The 19089-nt window shown below is 49.5% G+C and carries 17 protein-coding genes; 2 read left to right on the top strand and 15 right to left on the bottom strand.

What is annotated here, in order from left to right; genetic code table 11:
* Positions 1 to 58: 58 nt before the first annotated feature.
* The 8 genes from LRP49_RS19855 to leuS all read right to left on the bottom strand — a co-directional run bounded on the left by LRP49_RS19855 (position 59) and on the right by leuS (position 9087).
* Positions 59 to 877 carry a septal ring lytic transglycosylase RlpA family protein gene (locus LRP49_RS19855; RefSeq protein WP_274144282.1) on the bottom strand — a complete coding sequence of 273 codons (819 nt, stop codon included), beginning with the start codon at positions 875 to 877 and terminating at the stop codon, positions 59 to 61.
* A complete protein-coding gene (gene mrdB / locus LRP49_RS19850) occupies positions 877 to 1998 on the bottom strand; it encodes a peptidoglycan glycosyltransferase MrdB (protein ID WP_274144280.1) in 1122 nt (373 codons plus the stop codon). Before mrdB ends, LRP49_RS19855 begins: the two co-directional genes overlap by 1 nt.
* On the bottom strand, positions 1995 to 3878 hold the full coding sequence (gene mrdA, locus LRP49_RS19845; protein ID WP_274144279.1) for a penicillin-binding protein 2: 1884 nt from the start codon (positions 3876 to 3878) through the stop codon (positions 1995 to 1997). Before mrdA ends, mrdB begins: the two co-directional genes overlap by 4 nt.
* Positions 3879 to 3881: 3 nt before the next feature.
* Positions 3882 to 4352, bottom strand: coding sequence for a 23S rRNA (pseudouridine(1915)-N(3))-methyltransferase RlmH (gene rlmH / locus LRP49_RS19840; protein WP_274144278.1), 471 nt, complete (start codon positions 4350 to 4352; stop codon positions 3882 to 3884).
* 4 nt (positions 4353 to 4356) lie between these two features.
* Positions 4357 to 4674, bottom strand: a complete 318-nt coding sequence (gene rsfS / locus LRP49_RS19835; protein ID WP_274144276.1) for a ribosome silencing factor — start codon at positions 4672 to 4674, stop codon at positions 4357 to 4359.
* Positions 4675 to 4804: 130 nt separating this feature from the next.
* Positions 4805 to 5833, bottom strand: coding sequence for a DNA polymerase III subunit delta (holA, locus tag LRP49_RS19830; RefSeq protein ID WP_274144274.1), 1029 nt, complete (start codon positions 5831 to 5833; stop codon positions 4805 to 4807).
* The gene (locus LRP49_RS19825) at positions 5830 to 6498 is read right to left on the bottom strand and encodes an LPS-assembly lipoprotein LptE (protein WP_274144273.1); all 669 of its coding nucleotides are present in this window, start codon (positions 6496 to 6498) and stop codon (positions 5830 to 5832) included. Before LRP49_RS19825 ends, holA begins: the two co-directional genes overlap by 4 nt.
* A 15-nt stretch (positions 6499 to 6513) precedes the next feature.
* Positions 6514 to 9087, bottom strand: coding sequence for a leucine--tRNA ligase (gene leuS / locus LRP49_RS19820; protein WP_274144271.1), 2574 nt, complete (start codon positions 9085 to 9087; stop codon positions 6514 to 6516).
* A 107-nt stretch (positions 9088 to 9194) separates the two neighbouring features.
* Here leuS and LRP49_RS19815 point away from each other — a divergent pair, with 107 nt between their 5' ends.
* Positions 9195 to 9680 (top strand): zinc ribbon-containing protein, encoded by a 486-nt coding sequence (locus LRP49_RS19815; protein ID WP_274144269.1) that lies wholly within the window; start codon positions 9195 to 9197, stop codon positions 9678 to 9680.
* Positions 9681 to 9729: 49 nt separating this feature from the next.
* On the opposite strand, the gene LRP49_RS19810 is transcribed toward LRP49_RS19815, so the two are convergent.
* From LRP49_RS19810 to miaB, 6 genes are all read right to left on the bottom strand, one after another.
* Positions 9730 to 10314, bottom strand: coding sequence for a lipid-binding SYLF domain-containing protein (locus LRP49_RS19810; RefSeq protein WP_274144267.1), 585 nt, complete (start codon positions 10312 to 10314; stop codon positions 9730 to 9732).
* A gap of 113 nt (positions 10315 to 10427) precedes the next feature.
* Positions 10428 to 11957: an apolipoprotein N-acyltransferase gene (lnt, locus tag LRP49_RS19805; RefSeq protein WP_274144265.1), complete on the bottom strand. Its 1530-nt coding sequence runs from the start codon at positions 11955 to 11957 to the stop codon at positions 10428 to 10430.
* 7 nt (positions 11958 to 11964) lie between these two features.
* Positions 11965 to 12834, bottom strand: coding sequence for a CNNM family magnesium/cobalt transport protein CorC (gene corC, locus LRP49_RS19800; protein WP_274144263.1), 870 nt, complete (start codon positions 12832 to 12834; stop codon positions 11965 to 11967).
* 25 nt (positions 12835 to 12859) lie between these two features.
* Entirely contained in the window at positions 12860 to 13324 is a 465-nt protein-coding gene (gene ybeY, locus LRP49_RS19795) for an rRNA maturation RNase YbeY (protein ID WP_274144261.1), read from the bottom strand.
* Positions 13325 to 14401 carry a PhoH family protein gene (locus LRP49_RS19790; protein ID WP_274144259.1) on the bottom strand — a complete coding sequence of 359 codons (1077 nt, stop codon included), beginning with the start codon at positions 14399 to 14401 and terminating at the stop codon, positions 13325 to 13327.
* A 103-nt stretch (positions 14402 to 14504) separates the two neighbouring features.
* A complete protein-coding gene (miaB, locus tag LRP49_RS19785; protein ID WP_274144257.1) occupies positions 14505 to 15929 on the bottom strand; it encodes a tRNA (N6-isopentenyl adenosine(37)-C2)-methylthiotransferase MiaB in 1425 nt (474 codons plus the stop codon).
* A gap of 295 nt (positions 15930 to 16224) precedes the next feature.
* Between miaB and LRP49_RS19780 the strand changes: the two genes are divergently transcribed.
* Complete coding sequence (locus LRP49_RS19780) at positions 16225 to 17385, top strand: 2-octaprenyl-3-methyl-6-methoxy-1,4-benzoquinol hydroxylase (RefSeq protein WP_274144254.1); 1161 nt, start codon at positions 16225 to 16227, stop codon at positions 17383 to 17385.
* 95 nt (positions 17386 to 17480) lie between these two features.
* Here the strand turns inward: LRP49_RS19780 and LRP49_RS19775 are convergent, their stop codons facing one another.
* The gene (locus LRP49_RS19775) at positions 17481 to 18950 is read right to left on the bottom strand and encodes a protein adenylyltransferase SelO (protein WP_274144252.1); all 1470 of its coding nucleotides are present in this window, start codon (positions 18948 to 18950) and stop codon (positions 17481 to 17483) included.
* Positions 18951 to 19089 lie beyond the last annotated feature (139 nt).

Below are 19089 nucleotides of genomic sequence, written 5' to 3'. Positions count from 1 at the left end.
AACAGCCCACACTATATCAGATAGGTAGGCAAGTGTCAGACGGGGTTACAACAACTTACTAATTACTGACATTCAAATTTGGCGTCGGTTCATTAGTGATCGGTTCAACTACAACAAAAGCTTCATTTATTTGATGTTCACGCGCTCGCATGGCGGCATTCTGGGTTTTATCGTAATCATAGAATGGCCCTAAACGAACACGATACACATTACCCGCTTGCAGAATGTCGGTTGGCTGGTCGAGCTGTTTTCCAAAGGTTTCAGCGGCACGTTGTGCTTTTTCTTTGTCTGAAATGGCGACCAGTTGTACAAAATAGCGGTTCAGGCGCGCGCCTTGCCATTCGGTATCATCCGCCGGTTTATCTACTTTTAGCAGTGTCACTTTAACAGGTGCGGTGCCCGTTTTTAGTACGTCAAGTTTTGAGGCTGCGGCATAGCTCAAATCGATGATTCGGCCTTCATGAAAAGGGCCGCGATCGTTCACTCGAACAATGGCTTTCTTACCGTTCGCGGTGTTTTCCACTTCAACATAACTTGGGAGAGGCAGCGTTTTGTGCGCAGCGGACATGGAGTACATGTCATAAATCTCACCATTTGAGGTTTTGTGTCCATGGAACTTCTTGCCATACCACGAGGCTATGCCTGTTTCAGAATAGTCCTCAGGGTTTTTCAGTACATGATACTGCTCACCAAGAACGGTATAGTCTTTGTTTCCCGCTCGGCTATAAGGCTCATAACGTGGTTGTGCGTCTTCAACGTGTTGAAGGGTAGGCACAACGTCTGGCGCGGTATCGTCAGCCAGTGTGTATCGGCCATCATTCTCTGTGGTCGCACAACCTGCCAACACCAAAACAGACATCACTAAGTATTTTTTCATTACAACGCCTTCGAGAGCATTTTTCTGTGAGTATGGATGGCCATTAAAATGCCAAAGCCTGCCATGAGGGTCACCATTGATGTACCTCCGTAGCTGACCAGTGGAAGGGGAACACCCACCACAGGCAAAATACCGCTCACCATCCCGATATTAACAAACACATAAACGAAGAAGCTCAATACGACACTTCCTGCCATCATGCGTCCAAAAGCTGTCTGGGCACGGCTTGCCAGCAGCAGTCCTCGACCGATAACGAAAAGGTAGAGTGTGAGCAAACATGCCACACCGATCATGCCCCATTCTTCTGCGATCACGGCAAAGATAAAGTCGGTATGACGCTCTGGCAAGAACTCGAGTTGAGACTGCGTGCCATGTAACCAACCTTTGCCTGAAATGCCACCAGATCCTATGGCAATCTTAGATTGGATAATGTGATAGCCCGCACCAAGCGGATCAGATTCTGGGTCAAAAAGTGTTCTAACGCGGGTACGTTGATACTCGCGCATGAGGAAAAACCAGAGTACGGGAATGAAAGACGCGAGCAGACTGACTGCACCAATGATAATTTTCCAACTGATCCCTGAAAGAAAGAGGACGAAAATACCCGAAGCGGCGATAAGGATTGAGGTACCAAGATCAGGTTGTTTTGCAATGAGGATAGTGGGAACAAAAACCAGAACCAAGCCAAAGACCAAGGTTCTAAATCGCGGGGGTAAAGGCTCTTTTCCGATAAAGCGCGCCACCATCAGTGGCACGGCAAGTTTGATAAGCTCTGACGGCTGAAAGGTGATGACGCCAAGGTTTAGCCAGCGTTGTGCCCCTTTTGCGGTTTCACCGAAGAGCAAGACCGCGATCAGCATACACAGGCCTACGATGTAGAGGTAAGGTGCCCAAAATTCGTAGTGCCTGGGAGACACCTGTGCGAGTACAAACATGACGCCAAGTGCCAGAAACATCCTGAACACTTGGCGCTCCATCATGGCAACGTTTTGTCCACTTGCGCTCCACATGACCAAAAGACCGAATCCCATTAACGCCAAAATGCCGAGTAGGAGCGGGGCATCGAGGTGTAAACGATCAAACAGTGATTTCTTTTGGCCCGAGGACGCAAGAATACTCATTGGACTTTTTCTCCGCTGGTTTTGTCTTCGCCTAGAAGCACATGATCGAATATACGGCGCGCAATGGGGGCACCATTGCTTGAACCACCACCGGCGTTTTCAAGTACCATAGAGACAACCACTTTCGGGTTATCAAACGGCGCAAAGCCAGTGTAAAGTGCGTGGTCGCGCAAGTGTTCAGCCACTTCGTCGGCTTTGTATTCTTCATCTTCACCCAAGCCAAAGACCTGAGCCGTACCTGACTTACCACCCGTTTCGTATTTGGCATCGGCAAAGTGTCGTCTTGCCGTGCCTTTGCGACCGTGGTTTACCAAGTGCATGCCTTCCAGAGCCATGTTCCAGTATTTCTCATCGACGTTCGCGATTGGTGGGTATGGCGACAATTGCACCTCTTCTTTCACGCCTTCTTTTTCAGTGCGCATCAGAAGGTGCGGTGGGTAGACCTTACCGTGATTTACCAACACTGCGGTCGCTTTAGCGATTTGCATAGGTGTCGCTGTCCAATAGCCTTGACCGATGCCGACGGGAATCGTGTCACCTTTGTACCAAGGTTGTCGGTATCGACCCATTTTCCATTCACGGGTTGGCATGTTGGCTTTGCTTTCTTCGTAAATGTCGATGCCTGTAAAGTCACCAAAACCGAATTTGCTCATCCAACTGGAAAGCTTGTCGATGCCCATGTCGTACGCAATTTGATAGAAGAAGGTATCAACGGATTCTTCAATCGACTGGACGATATTGACGCGACCATGTCCCCAAGGCAGCCAATCACGGAATGGGCGTGAATTGGAGTTTGGTAGTCGCCAATAGCCGGGGTCGTTACGCGTGGTATTTGGCGTAATGATTTTCTCTTCCAGTGCCGAGACCGCAATAAACGGTTTAACCGTCGACGCTGGTGGGTAGATACCAAGCGTTGCGCGGTTAACCAGCGGGCGGTTCTTGTCGTTCAGTAGGGCGCGATAATCTTTGCCGGAAATGCCATTAACGAACAAGTTCGGGTCATAGCTTGGCGTCGATACCATGGCGAGCACGGAAGAATCTTTCGGATCCAGCACAACCACCGCGGCACGTCGGTCACCGAGAATATTGCGAACATAGAGTTGTAGGTCGACATCAATGTTGAGGACCAGATCTTTACCCGGCTCGGGAGGCACATATTTTAACGTGCGGATAATGCGGCCTCGGCTATTAACCTCAACCTCTTGGTATCCGGCGGTGCCATGGAGAACATTTTCGTAGAAGCGTTCAATACCTAGCTTACCGATATCTCGGGTCGCCTTATAGTTACTGATAAGTTCTTCTCGCTCGAGGCGCGCGATGTCCTTGTCGTTAATTTTGGCCACATAGCCCAACACATGGGTGAGTGCGTCGCCATATGGGTAGTAACGCTTTAGGTAGCCTTTGATTTCAACGCCAGGGAATTTGTATTGATTGGCAGAAAATACCGCGACTTCTTCTTCTGTCAGTTGGTTTTTCAACGCAACGGCATTAAAACGGCGCGAACGCTTTCTGTCGCGTTCAAAGTTTTTAAGCTCTCTTTCCGTGATAGGAAGGATTTCTTTAAGACGCTCAATGGTGCCCGGGATATCTTTGACTTGCTCAGGGGTAATTTCTAACGCGTAGACCGGACGGTTTTCGGCCAAAATCTTGCCATGGCGATCGTAGATTAGGCCACGGTTGGGTGCGACAGGGACGACCTTAATGCGGTTATCGTTGGAACGGGTGATGTAATCGTCGTGCTCTTTAACCTGAATGTTATAGAGGTTGAGCAAAAGGATACCAACGAGAACGACAATACCGCCGAAAGCCACAACGGCCCGGCGGAAAAACAAAGAAGACTCAGCCTGATGATCGCGTATAGGACTACGCTTGTACTTCATGAATTATTCTCGGTGATAAGGGTGATTAGCTGTGATACTCCAGGCTCGGTAAAGGCTTTCTGCCATCACAACACGCACAAGCGGATGTGGCAGTGTTAGAGGAGAGAGTGACCAGCTTTGATCGGCCGCCGCTTTGCAGGCTGGGGCTAATCCTTCTGGGCCTCCAATGAGAATCGACACGTCGCGGGCATCCATCTTCCAGCTTTCCAGCTGTTCTGCCAATTGTTCAGTGTCCCAGCGCTTTCCCGGAATATCTAACGTAACGATACGGTTGCCTTTTGGTACCGCCGCCAACATTGCTTCACCTTCTTTTTGTAGGATGCGTGCAATATCGGCATTTTTACCGCGTTTACCAGCAGTGATTTCTACCAGTTCAAGCGGCATATCTTTGGGGAATCGACGGCTATATTCTTTGTAGCCTTCTTCGATCCATTTCGGCATTTTTGTGCCAACAGCAATTAACTGAATTTTCATTTAATCAGTTCCACAGTTTTTCTAACTGGTACAACTGACGTTGCTCATCTTGCATGACGTGCAACATGACATCACCGAGATCCAGTACGACCCATTCACCTTCGTTTTCGCCTTCCATGCCCAAGTAAAGAATATTTGCAGCACGTGCTTCGTCAGCGACGTGTTCGGCAATTGAAGCAACATGGCGTTTTGAATTTCCTGTGCAAAGCACCATGAAGTCAGTGATGTTACTTTTCTCACGGACATCAATCGTGATGATGTCTGCAGCTTTCATATCATCGGCTTTATCGACAACGAAATGTTGAAGTTGTTCCGGAAGCAAAGTTAACCCCTTGTAGATACTAGTCCTCATAGCGTGAGGCTTGAGGAATTGAACATCCGTTCTGCTGGACGGATCGGAAAATTATAACATCGACGTATTTGAATAAAACACGTCGACGTCTAATTGACTGTCAGTTGACAGAAGATAGTTGGACAGTGTGTCCGCACATGTTAAGCGAAAACGCAGCTAACGCTGGCCAAGGTTGACTGTCGAAATCGGTCTTAACCATGGTTTCAATGTCCGCCAGGCTTCTCAGTAACTGCATCAGAGCAGGTAATGGCAAGCGATGAAGGGCAGCTGTCAGTGGTGCTCGGCGGTTTTGCCACACGCGGAAGTGATCGAATATTTTGCTCAATCCCATCCCTGACGCCCCGTACTCCTGCATTTTGCACAGTTGAACTAGCTCTTTTTGGATCACGCGTAGCAAGATAGTGATCTCAACGCCTTCCGCTTCTAGTTGACGAACAATACGAATGGCGCGCTTGGCTTTCCCTTCGATCAATGCATCGGTGAGCTGGAAAGGGGTGTAATGATTGTGGCGTGACAAGGCTTCTTTCAAGCGCACGAGCGTCAATTCGCCATCAGGATAAAGCAGCTGAAGCTTCATCAGGCTTTGGGACAAGGCTAAAAGGTTTCCTTCGTGCCATTGTGCCAGCAAAAGAATCGACTCGTGATCAGGTTTAAGCCCCAAGCTATGGCAACGGTTTTCGATAAAGCGTGGCAACTGTCGCGCGTCAGGCGTGTTGCAGGGTACATACAGACCCTCTTTTTGAAAAAGGGTAAACCATTGCGCAGATTCTTGTTTTTTGTTTAAGCGAGGGCCATCGAACACGAGCAATACGTCTTGATGGAGAAGCGGTGCGAGCTCCTTCAATGCATTTGCTTGCGCGGCGGTCAGCGGGTTCTCAGGGAAGGTGATGATGAGAACTTGGCGATTGGCGAACAGACTGAGTGCCTGACAGCAGTCATAAATGTCTTGCCAGTTGAGCTGACTGTCGATCGTAAAGCGGTGCTTTTCATCAAAGCCTTGCTTTGCAGCTTCATCCAAAATGTTCTGAATGGACTCTTGCTTAAGAAGTGGCTCGTTGCCAAATAGCAGATAAGTCTTACACAGGCCTTGTGAGAGGCGCTGTGTCAGTTGTTCTGGATAAACCCTCATTGCGTACTGTCACCACTGGTGGAGTAGCTGGATAGTGGTTTACCACGTTGTTCATCTTTACCCTCGAAACGTGTTTCGATGGTGATCGCAGGTTTTTTCTGGTCAACACCTTGGTATAGCTCACGCAGGGCTTTTTCTTCCGCTTCCTTACGCTCATATTCTTCGATGTGGGCGTTAAGGCGCGCAAGTTGTCGCATGATTTGCTTGGTGGCTTCTACGCGCATCTCTTGAGCCAGCATCTCTTCTTCCACGGATTTCGCAAGTGCGGTGAGTGGGTTATCAAGATAGGTGCGACTTAACGATGTGGAAAAGTTATAGCTGCCTTTTTCTGGCACAGTCACGGAGTAGCTGACTGTGTAGGCAAACTGCTTTTCTGCTACGCGGCTGTTTTGGTACAAAGACAAGGTGCTTTCGCCGTAGCTTTCGCCATTCAAATTGAGGTTGGCAACGGTGGCAGCAGGTGTGACGAGGTCAATGTCGTATTGGCGAAGCTGGGATTTCATTTCCCGAGTTAGCTTGCCGTACTGGTCAAAGCTCGTTACTGAAAGGGTTTTAATTTCGTCGGGCAAATTGTAGCTGCCGCGAAGATGGAATCCGCAAGACGCGGTGGCCAAAGCGGCCACCACGACAAGCAGGGTTCGGAGAGAGCGAAAGATCGATTTCACCGAATACTCCCTGTATTAGTTAGCAACGATATTAACCAGTTTACCTGGTACGTAGATGACTTTACGGATGGTCTTACCTTCCGTGAACTTCACTACGTGCTCGTCATTTTGTGCCATTGCTTCGACGTCTTCTTTCGCAGCGTCAGCAGCAACCGTGATTTTCGCACGAAGTTTACCGTTCACCTGAACAATGATCAGTTTTTCGTCTTCAACCATTGCGTCTTTGTCGGCAACAGGCCAAACCGTGTTGTCGATGTCAGTTTGACCCAGCGCAGCCCATAGCTCAGTGCTGATGTGCGGGGTGATTGGGTAAAGCATCGCAACGATAGCTTTCACTGCTTCGTCCAGAATTGCACGGTCAGCGTCAGTGTCTTGAGGTGCTTTGGTCAGACGGTTCATCAGTTCCATCACAGCGGCGATCGCGGTGTTGAAGGTTTGACGACGGCCAATGTCATCGCTCACTTTCGCGATAGTCTTGTGAACTTCACGGCGTAGCGTCTTCTGATCAGCGTTCAGTGCAGATGTATCCAGAGCGGCTACGTCACCTTTCGCAGTGTGTTCGAAGACCAGCTTCCAAACACGCTTCAGGAAGCGGTTAGCACCTTCAACGCCAGATTCTTGCCACTCAAGGGTCATGTCTGCTGGTGATGCGAACATCATGAACAGACGCACGGTATCAGCACCGTACTTATCAACCATCTCTTGTGGGTCGATACCGTTGTTCTTCGACTTAGACATTTTGGTCATGCCTGAGTGAACAAGGTTGTTACCTTCAGTATCTACGGCTGTGGTGATGCGGCCTTTCTCGTCACGCTCAACGGTCGCTTCAGTTGGAGAAACCCAAACTTTCGCGCCTTTGTCGTTGTTGTAGTAGTACGCATCAGCCAGCACCATGCCTTGACACAGCAGACGCTTGAACGGCTCGTCAGACTTCACGTAGCCTGCATCGCGTAGCAGTTTGTGGAAGAAGCGAGAGTAAAGCAGGTGCATTACTGCGTGCTCAATACCACCGATGTACTGGTCAACTGGCAGCCAGTAGTTTGCTGCGTCTGAATCCAGCATCTCGTCAGCTTTTGGCGAACAGTAGCGCGCGTAGTACCAGCTCGATTCCATGAAGGTGTCGAAGGTATCTGTTTCACGCAGCGCAGGTTGACCGTTGTATGTGGTCTCTGCCCACGTTTTGTCTGCTTTGATCGGGCTGGTTACGCCGTCCATCACAACATCTTCTGGCAGAATTACTGGCAGTTGGTCAGCCGGCACTGGGTGCACTTGGCCATCTTCAGTAGTCACCATTGGGATTGGAGAACCCCAGTAACGTTGACGAGATACACCCCAGTCACGTAGACGGAAGTTAACGGTCTTGTGACCTTTGCCTTCTGATTCCAGTTTCGCTGCAATTGCATCGAATGCTTGCTCGAAGCTCAGGCCGTCAAACTCACCAGAGTTGAACAGCGCACCTTTTTCGGTGTGTGCTGCTTCAGAGATGTCTGGCGCGTTGCCGTCTTCTGCCAGAATCACAGCTTCAATGTTCAGACCGTATTTGGTTGCGAACTCGAAGTCACGTTGATCGTGGCCAGGTACTGCCATTACCGCACCTGTGCCGTAATCCATCAGTACGAAGTTTGCGATGAAGATTGGTACTTCACGGCCATTTAGAGGGTGGATAGCCTTCAGGCCAGTGTCCATACCCTTCTTCTCCATGGTCGCTAGCTCTGCTTCAGCAACCTTGGTGTTTTTACATTCTTCGATGAATGCAGCCAGCTCTGGGTTGTTCTGTGCTGCTTTGGTCGCCAGAGGGTGACCTGCTGCAATACCCACGTAAGTCACGCCCATCAGGGTGTCAGGACGGGTGGTGTACACTTCCAGATCGCTTTCGCCAGCCACTTGGAACTTCAGCTCAACACCTTCAGAGCGGCCAATCCAGTTGCGCTGCATGGTTTTAACCTGCTCAGGCCAACCGTCCAGTGTTTCCAGATCGTCCAGCAACTCTTGCGCGTACGCAGTGATTTTGATGAACCACTGTGGAATTTCTTTTTGCTCTACTGGGGTGTCACAACGCCAGCAACAACCGTCTTCAACCTGCTCGTTCGCCAGAACGGTCTGGTCGTTAGGGCACCAGTTAACAGAAGAGGTCTTCTTGTAAACCAGACCTTTTTCGTACAGTTTTGTGAAGAATTCTTGTTCCCAACGGTAGTACTCTGGGGTACAGGTTGCGAATTCACGATCCCAGTCATAGCCGAAGCCCAGCAGTTTGAGCTGGTTCTTCATGTATTCGATGTTCTCGTAAGTCCAAGGCGCAGGTGCAGTTTTGTTTTTAACCGCAGCGTTTTCTGCTGGCAGGCCGAATGCATCCCAACCGATTGGTTGCATGACGTTCTTGCCTTGTAGGCGCTGGTAGCGAGAGATCACATCACCGATGGTGTAGTTACGTACGTGACCCATGTGTAGGCGACCGCTTGGGTACGGGAACATGGATAGGCAGTAGAATTTCTCTTTGCTTGGGTCTTCAGTAACTACGAAGGTTTTGTTGTTGTCCCATTCAGCCTGAACTTTGGGCTCTATGTCCTGTGGACGGTATTGTTCTTGCATCGATGACATCCGGGAAATTGTGAGATAGGTATAAAATGAACCAAAATAATCGACATAGAATAACTAAAGGTAGAAGGCGCAACAACACTTGAATGCAGAGGTGGCCTATGTCAGAGCAAAAAGCGGAATATAAAGTGCTTGTTCAGCGGATCGGTGACGCTTTAAAGCACAGTCCAGAAGAGCTACAACGTTGGGTTGAATTGTCTGAACGCTATTTCACGGCGGCGTCAGACATGACCAAAGATGAACTGGCGTTGATAGAAGCCTATTTCAAACGCGATGTTCAGGAGTTCGGCGCGCGTTACAACGAATCAGAAGCTGAAAAAGAGGACAGCGAACTGTTTAAACGCCTGATTGCTAACACTCTGTGGGAGCAACTGGCCGAAATTACCGATAAGACGCAGCTAGAATGGCGAGAGGTGCTCCAAGATATTCAGCACCACGGCGTGTATTCGGCTGGCGAGGTGGTGGGGCTTGGTATTTTGATTTGTGAGAAGTGTGGGAATCAAACCGAGCACACACACGTTGATGTACTCACGCCTTGCATCAAGTGTGGAAACAAGCAATTCAGCCGTAAAGCTTTTCCTGCCTGACAGGAACACAAAAGGGCGCGACGTGCGCCCTTTAGCAACCATTTTGACGTTATCTTAATGGTTCAATGTTGAATTTCTGGCCTGCGATGGCGGCTTCAATCATCAGGCCGCCTTTGGCTTGGGTGAAGATGGCCGTGCCATTGATGTAATAGGCTTTAGATTGTGTGTTACCAGCACTGGCAGAGGTTCCAGTAGTACCTACGTGCGCTGCTGCTCCCTCCGTGAGCGCGGTGGCTGACGCTTGCGCACCGAGTTCAAAACTGCCCGCCATGAAGGCGTCAAATGTGGATTTGTCTTCAAAGAAAAGAATCTCACTAAACGCTTGTCCGCCAAAGGTGAGACCTACTGATATTTGGACAAGCTCTGCTTTGGCAACGGTGTTGTTTCGTTCGTAAACCAAGCCGTTGCCATATGCACCTCCAATCCAAAAACCACCTTTGCCCACGGATGGAAATACGGCATAGCCATAGGCAGTATCAAAGAAGGGTTTTACAGTTTCAAAGCGGTGAAAGTTCGCAAGCGCTGCACGGGTATCGGCAAACAATTCAGCATCCGTATCGGCGAAGGCGGGTTTAACTAAAAAGGTGGACAGGGCAAGGAAAAAGCCCAGAGACAAACGCAAAGCGACACGCATCAGTGACTCCTTCACAAAACAAAACAGGCAGGGTGCTATTGTAAGCACTCTGCCTGAATTAGACTTGAAGAGAGACGGAATGTTCTCTCTTACTTTTGCGACAAGCTAAACACTTATCGAATTTTCTGCTTTCTGGTCATAAAGAATGCCGCTCCCATTGAAAGCGATATCCATACATACAAGGGCCAATCACCAAATTGGGTGTAGGGCGTTTGTCCTTGGGTAGTTGGTACCTTCGCGCGTAATACCGCAGTTTCAAACTGAGGGATCTGCTTGATCAGCTCACCTTTATAGCCAATTGCTGCTGTCAGGCCTGTGTTTGTTGCACGAAGGACAGGTTTGCCGTTTTCCAAGGCGCGCATGCGGGCAATTTCCAGATGCTGGTGAGGACCAATAGAGCGGCCAAACCAGGTGTCGTTCGACAGCGTAAGAATGAAATCAGAATCTGGGGTCAGGCTTTGACGAACCTGATCGTTAAATGCGATCTCATAACATATCGCCGGAGCTAACTGATAGCCCTTGGCATTGATGTTTGGCTGTGTGTAACTCCCACGACTGAAGGATGACATCGGCAAATTAAACAGCGGTGCTAACGGACGAAGCAGGTCGGCGAACGGGACGAACTCACCAAACACCAACAGATGGTGTTTGCTATAGCTCTGCGTTGCCGGGTAGGTATAACCGTTTTCGCCATTCTCACCTAAGGTAATGACATTGTTGTAGAACTGCCCATCATCGGTTTGGTCGAGGACGCCTGTGATCAATGCGGTGTGATTATTGATGGCGGCAGCATCCAGACGATGCAAGAAATCGGGCAAATCGCGCTCTAGGGCTGGTATTGCTGCTTCAGGCCATATGACGATGTCTGCATCCCAGTTTTGGCGAGTCATGTCTTGGTAGCTTAATAGCGTTGGCCAGCGTTGACTTGGCAGCCATTTCAGTTCCTGTGGGACATTACCTTGTACCATGGCCACGTCGACGTCTTTGCCCGTTTCCTGTACCCAGTTAATCTGACTTGATAGCGTGCCCACAATGGCAACCACTAAAGCGGGCAGTAAAGCTGACGCTTTGCGTGTGATGACCGTGATGGCGACGGAGCCAGAAATGATGAGCAGGGCAAGCGTGATACCTTGTACGCCAAACATTGGCGCAAAAGAAGCCAGTGGCCCATCAATTTGGCTATAACCCGGCCATAGCCAAGGAAAGCCCGTGAGGAACCAGCCTCGGAACCAATCGATAAGCAGCCACAGTGAGGGTGCGAACAATAAGTAGGAAATCGAAAGAGGCAGTTTGATACGTTGAAGGATAAATGCGAACAACGCAGGATACAGCGACAGGAACATCACCAGCAATGCGATGAGGCTTAACCCGACTGCGGTTGGCAGTCCGCCGAAGTTGGCGATGACGACGTATACCCAGCCGATGCCTGTACCAAATTGGCCCAGACCCCAACTGAAACCGATTAGTGCGGCACGTTTAGGCGATTGCCCATAGAGGAGCAATAATAGGGAAACCAAGGAAACCAGCATGGCTGGCCAGAATGAGTATGGCGCGAAGGCCAACGTGGCGAGTGCGCCAGAAAAAGCGGCCCCGAAGATCCGCATGAATACTTGGGGCCGCTTTAAAGTTTGTATAGCTAGCATTTGACGTTTAAGCCGTTTCTTCCTCTGCAGTAGTATCCGGAATAGTAACCTGCAATTGGATGATACGTCGACTGTCAGCTGCAGTGACTTTGAAATGGAAGTTTTCGATGTCCACTTCTTCGCCACGTGCAGGCAAATGACCGAAGCTGGTCATGACTAGACCGCCAATCGTGTCAATGTCGTCGTCATTGAAATGAGAACCGAATTTCTCATTGAAGTCCTCCAGCGTGGTCAGTGCTTTCACCGCAAAGGTGTGCTTGCTGAGCTGACGGATTTCTTGCTCTTCTTCATCGTCGTATTCATCTTCGATGTCGCCAACGATTTCCTCAAGAATATCTTCAATGGTTACCACGCCAGACACGCCGCCGAATTCGTCGACAACGATCGCCATGTGGTAGCGTTCTTCCTGAAATTCTTTCAGTAGACGGTCAACACGCTTGCTTTCCGGCACTACGACTGCAGGGCGGATTACTTTGTCGATGTCGAATGGTTCGCTGTTCGCCATTAAATAGCGCAGCAAATCTTTTGCTAGCAGAATGCCTTCAACATGGTCTTTGTCGTCGCTGATCACAGGGTAGCGTGAGTGCTGCGCGTCATTGATAATCGTGATGATTTCTTCAAGAGGCTGTGAGCGTTCGATGGTCACCATCTGCGAACGCGGAATCATGATGTCTCGAATGCGCATTTCAGAAATCTGCATAACGCCTTCAAGCATATCCCGTGTATCGTGGTCGATCAGATCGTTCTGTTCCGAGTCACGGAATACATCTACCAGTTCCTGACGGTCTTTCGGCTCACCCTGAAAGAACTGTCCTAAACGTTCGAAGAAGGTCTTTCTACTCGGACCTTCAGAGCTTTGTGAGTTGTCTTCGTTCATTGTCTCAATTTTTACAACGTTGATATTAGATAAAGTCGGCTGCGTAAGGGTTATCAAAGCCCAGCGCATTCATAATGGAAATCTCTAGAGATTCCATTTCTTCCGCTTCTTCATCGTCAATATGGTCATAACCTAGCAGATGGAGACTGCCATGTACAACCATGTGCGCCCAATGGGCAAACAGGTCTTTATTCTGTTCTTGTGCTTCATTTTCCACAACTTGGCGGCAAATTACCAAGTCGCCTAGCAGATCTAACTCTACACCAGGAGGAGCTTCGAATGGAAATGACAAAACGTTAGTCGGTTTGTCTTTACCGCGATAGTCACGGTTAAGCGACTGACTTTCGAATTCGTCAACGATTCGGATTGTCACTTCCGCTTGCTCGCGGAAGGACTTTACAGCCTGCTCGAACCAGCTTTGTAGCTGTGCTTCGGACGGCAGATTATCAGTGTTTTGTGTCGCGATTTGAAGATCAACGAAATATTGCATTTAAGATTGCTTCTCTTCTGTGTGTACAGTGGTGCTCATTGCGGCTTCTCTTTCTAGTCGACGACGCTCTTCAGCATGTTTACGTGCTTTGGCGTCTTCCGCTTCCCAAGCTTCATAAGCAAGGACAATACGGGCAACCACAGGGTGTCGAACCACATCATCAGCTTGGAAGAAATTGAAGCTAATTTCGTTCACATCTGCTAACACTTCAATGGCGTGGCGTAGGCCAGACTTTGCGTTGCGGGGCAAGTCGATTTGGGTTACGTCACCAGTGATCACGGCGCGGCTGTTAAAACCGATACGGGTCAGGAACATCTTCATCTGTTCGACAGTGGTGTTCTGACTTTCATCCAAAATGATGAAGGCATCATTGAGTGTGCGACCACGCATGTAAGCCAGTGGTGCCACTTCAATGACATTACGTTCAATCAGTTTTTCTACGCGCTCAAAACCCAGCATTTCAAACAGGGCGTCGTAAAGAGGGCGAAGGTAGGGGTCAACCTTTTGGCTCAAGTCACCAGGCAGAAAACCGAGCTTTTCTCCCGCTTCGACCGCAGGGCGCGTAAGCAGAATGCGACGGATTTCCTGACGTTCCAGTGCATCAACCGCTGCGGCAACAGCCAGATAGGTCTTACCGGTACCTGCAGGACCAATACCAAAGGTGATGTCATGCGTCACCATATTGGCAATGTATTGTGCCTGATTGGGTGTGCGCGGTTTAATGACGCCTTTCTTGGTCTTGATGTTGATCTCTTTGCCGTAAGGGATCGTTGACTCGACATTTTGCTCTAAGACGCCGCTTTCTTTGATCGCCAAATGGACCTGATCCGGTTCAATATCCGGATAACGGTTTTTGACGGGGGCAGTGTCAACGTAAAGCGTTTTGAGGATGTCGATTGCAGCAGTGGCCGTGTGAGGCTTGCCAACAACAGAGAATTCGTGACTACGATGGTTGATTTCCACACCCAAACGGCGTTCGAGATGCTTGATGTTGTCATCAAACGGGCCGCACAGGCTGGCAAGGCGTGAATTATCAGCTGGTTCCAGTGATACTTCCAAAGTAATGATTTTGTTCAACGCTGTCCTCGCAAGTGCTATCGGCGCTTGTATCTCGCGCCGATAACGGTGATTTCCCCTGCGTCATTGCAGGGCTTGGGATGGCTAAATGGCCTCCGTATTATTACGGAGTATACACGCCTACGCCAAGATCATCTTCTTTGCGTGTTTTTGCCATCATCTCTGCAGGTGACACCGCCACGCGCAGGTTCATTTCTTTTTCAGTGCGAATCAGTTCACCGCGCAGTGAGTTGGTAAGCACGTCTGTGATTTTCACGTCTACGAATTGACCGATCAAATCAACAGAACCTTCAAAGTTCACCACGCGGTTGTTTTCAGTACGGCCGCGCAGTTCCATCAGGTTCTTCTTCGATGGACCTTCTACCAAAATACGCTGTTCAGTACCCGCCATTTGGCGTGAGTAGATCATCGACTGGGCGTTGATTTGCTGTTGCAGCTCGTACAGACGCTCTTTCTTCACTTGCTCTGGTGTATCGTCTGGGAAATCAGCCGCTGGCGTACCCGGACGTGGAGAGAAAATAAAGCTAAAGCTCATGTCGAAGTTGATATCACGGATCAGCTTCATGGTTGCTTGGAAATCGGCGTCTTCTTCACCTGGGAATCCAACAATGAAGTCAGAGCTCATGGCAATATCAGGACGCACAGCACGCAGCTTGCGGATTTTCGACTTGTACTCAATCGCCGTATGTGGGCGTTTCATCAGTGTCAGAATACGGTCTGAACCACTTTGCACTGGCAAGTGCAAATGACTAACCAACTCTGGCGTATCACTGTAGACTTCAATGATGTCATCAGTGAATTCAATTGGGTGGCTGGTGGTATAGCGAATACGGTCGATGCCGTCAATCGCAGCTACATAGCGCAGCAATTCAGCAAACGTACATACGTCGCCTTCATGCGTGTCACCACGGTAGGCATTTACGTTTTGACCCAGCAAGTTTACTTCACGCACGCCTTGCTCTGCGAGCTGAGCAATTTCGTAAAGTACGTCATCCAACGGACGGCTTACTTCTTCACCACGGGTATAAGGCACGACGCAGTAGGTACAGTACTTCGAACAGCCTTCCATGATGGAAACAAATGCTGTTGGGCCTTCGGCGCGCGGCTCAGGCAATGCATCGAATTTTTCGATCTCTGGGAAAGAAATGTCCATGACAGGACCATGATCTTGCTGAGACTGTTTGATCATCTGTGGCAGACGGTGCAACGTCTGTGGGCCAAAGATCACATCAACATACGGTGCGCGTTCACGAATGTGGTCGCCTTCCTGCGTTGCTACACAGCCACCTACGCCAATTACAAGGCCAGGCTTTTGATCCTTCAGGTTTTTCCAGCGACCTAGCTGGTGGAACACTTTTTCCTGAGCCTTTTCGCGGATTGAACAGGTATTAAGAAGCAGTACATCCGCTTCTTCTGGCTCCTCGGTTAGCTCGTAGCCACCGGCCGCGTTAAGAAGATCCGCCATTTTTGATGAATCGTATTCGTTCATCTGGCAGCCCCAGGTTTTGATCAGCAGTTTCTTAGCCATGTAACTTATTGCTCATGTTAATGTTTTATATCTTTCGGTTGAGCGAGATATCAAAGGAGCAGGCTGTCTAGCACCGACTCATCTCAACCGAAAATCACTATTCTGTGTATCCCACCACCCTGCTTAAGCTGGGCTGGGCTCTGATAAGCCGCGTATTGTACTGCTTTAGTCATTCTGTGACCAGATCGCGTTCCCCCCAAATTTTTAGTGGAATTGTTCCTGAGATTTTTGCAGTTCTTGTACTAACGTGCTGCCTTACAGGTAGAATGATGTCAGCTTATAAAGAGATTGTGTTATGAAACAATTCGATATTATTGTCGTGGGCGGTGGCATGGTAGGTGCTGCGGCCGCATTGGGCCTTGCTAAGCAAGGAAAGCGCGTCGCAATGGTTGAGCGCAATGCGCCAGTGGCTTATTCACCTGAACAGCCCATGGATTTGCGTGTTTCCGCGATTTCTCCTGCATCAATCGCCCTACTTAAATCCCTAAAAGTCTGGAACGATGTCGAAAAGATGCGTCTTTGTCCTTATCGCAGACTTGAAACTTGGGAGCATCCTGAGTGCCGCATACGATTTAGTGCTGAGGATATGAACCTGTCTGAGCTTGGGTATATTGTCGAAAATCGAGTTCTGCAGCTGGCCCTTTGGAAGGGCTGCGAAGCACAGGCAAACCTAGAGGTCATTTGCCCGGGTAATATCGTTGCCATGCTGGCTGATGAAACCGGTCATGTGGTAGAGCTGGAAAATGGCGAGATGCTTCATGGCAAATGGCTGCTAGGTGCCGATGGCGCGAACTCTCGCGTGCGTGATTACGGCAAAATCGGTGTGACGGCGTGGGATTATCGTCAGCACTGCATGTTAGTGAACGTTAACACTGCGCTTCCTCAACAAGACATCACTTGGCAATGGTTTACGCCAGATGGCCCGCGCTCTTTCTTGCCGTTACCGGGACATCAAGGGTCATTGGTCTGGTATGACAGCCCAGCGCGCATCAAGCAGCTTTGCGGTATGTCACCTGAAGCGTTGCGTGAAGAAATTCTGAAACACTTCCCGAAAGAGTTAGGGGACATTGACGTCATCGGGCAAGGGGCCTTTCCATTGACTCGTCGTCATGCTCAGCGTTACTACCGAAATAACGTCGTGCTGCTCGGCGATGCTGCGCACACCATCAACCCACTGGCAGGGCAGGGTGTGAACCTTGGCTTTAAAGATGTCGATGCATTACTGGACGTCGTGGCGGATGCTGGCGTTGAATGGCTGGATGATGCCGTATTGAAAGCCTACGAACGCAAGCGCAAACCAGATAATCTTGTGATGCAAACTGGTATGGACGTGTTCTATGGTGGTTTTAGCAATGATATTGCACCGCTCAAATTGCTGCGTAACGTTGGATTAAAGGTGGCTGAGAACAGTGGGCCTATTAAGCAGCAGGTGCTTAAGTACGCAATGGGGCTTTAGCATCCTTCTTACTTGCCAAAATGGCGACTTGCCTAATGCTTATCGCCATTTATCCTGCGTCAGAAATGTCGCTAAATCTTATTTTGGCGCAACTGTTAGGTTCCGCATAAGGTCCTTAGCACGCGTTCTTGTGGTTCTGGGGCGGCTTGCAGGTCGCGATTCTGTTGTGATACTTCATACGGCGTCTTCAACGCTTCTGCTAAACGATGGAAGAGGGTGAAGTCATTTCGCTCCATGGCATCGTCTATGGCTTTCTCTACCTGATGGTTTCTCGCAATCAAAGCCGAGTTGGCTTGTCGCATCGCTTTAACGGCTTCTTCACTGCTATCTCGCACTTGTTTCCACTGAGATAACCATGCTTGGCCGACATCAGGTGTCGAAAACAGCAACAGCAATTCAGCGTCACTTTCACCTATCGCATGGCGAGTCAGCGCATCAAAGAACAGCGTAAAGTCGATACCTTCGCGTTCGAGGGTGGGAAGCGCGCTGTTAATCAAATCTTTCGCTAATTCGTTGTCTGACGTGATGCCGAGCTTGGCTTTTAGCCCTTGCTGGAAAGTTTCTTGGAAGGTGGATACGTAAGTCTGCAACCGCGCTTCCGCAATCTTGATGGCTTGCTCTGAATCGCTGTCGAACAAAGGCAGCAAGGTTTCCGCCAAGCGCGAAAGGTTCCAGTAACCAATATTCGCTTGTTGGTTCCACGCATATCTACTTTCTCTGTCGATAGAGCTAAATACCTTGCTTGCTTTAAATTCGTCCATGAAGGCGCACGGACCAAAATCGATGGTCTCTCCAACCAATGACATATTGTCTGTGTTCATGACGCCGTGAATAAAGCCAACTAACATCCACTGCGCGATAAGGGTAGCTTGCCGGATGCCGATGGCCTCTAGCAGAGCAGGGTATTTATCATCGCGCTCAGAAAGCTCAGGATAATGATATTGAATGAGGTGATCAGCCAGTGCCTTGACGCCAGACTCGCCATTTTTGGCGTAAGCGTACTGAAAGGAGCCAACACGAATGTGGCTCGACGCTGTGCGCGCCTGAATGCCGCCCGCTACCATCTGGTAGTCTCGCATGACGTTTTCGCCTGTACTCAGGATAGCGATCGTGCGAGTGGTTGGAATGCCTAAGCCTGCCATGGCTTCACCCATCAAATATTCGCGTATAACAGCCCCTACGGTTGCTCTTCCATCCCCACCACGAGAATAGGGCGTTCTTCCAGAGCCTTTCAGTTGGACGTCGACGTATTGCTCATCTGAGATTTTGAGTTGGCCTAGCATGTGGGCTCGCCCATCGCCCAGCAACGGAGAGTAATGGCCAAATTGATGTCCGGCATACGCCATTGCAATCGGATTGGAGGCTGAATAGTCGCCGTTTCCTGCTAGGTAGTTAATACCTTCAGCATCTTCAAACCATTCACAATCCAGCCCGTAGCTTTTTAGCAGATCGTGATTAAGTGCCAGAAGAGTGGGAGATTCCACACGCTTTGGCGTTAAGGGCGTGTACATGTCATTTGGCAGATCGAGGTAAATCTGGTTTGAAATCGGGTTTGTCTTACTCACGGTGACCACTTCCTTACTGTCCTTATTAAAGCGTACAGGTATTGGACACTGATGCAACCACGGAGAAAGCAGGGAATAAGCGTTGGAAAAATTTGGCAGGGCAGAAACGAAGAAAGCCCGCCGTTAGGCGAGCTCTCAG

This window comes from Enterovibrio qingdaonensis, from assembly GCF_028683135.1.
Taxonomy (GTDB): Bacteria; Pseudomonadota; Gammaproteobacteria; order Enterobacterales; family Vibrionaceae; genus Enterovibrio; species Enterovibrio qingdaonensis.
Note: the sequence above shows the minus strand (reverse complement) of the source record. Positions and strands in the feature narration are given on the sequence as shown.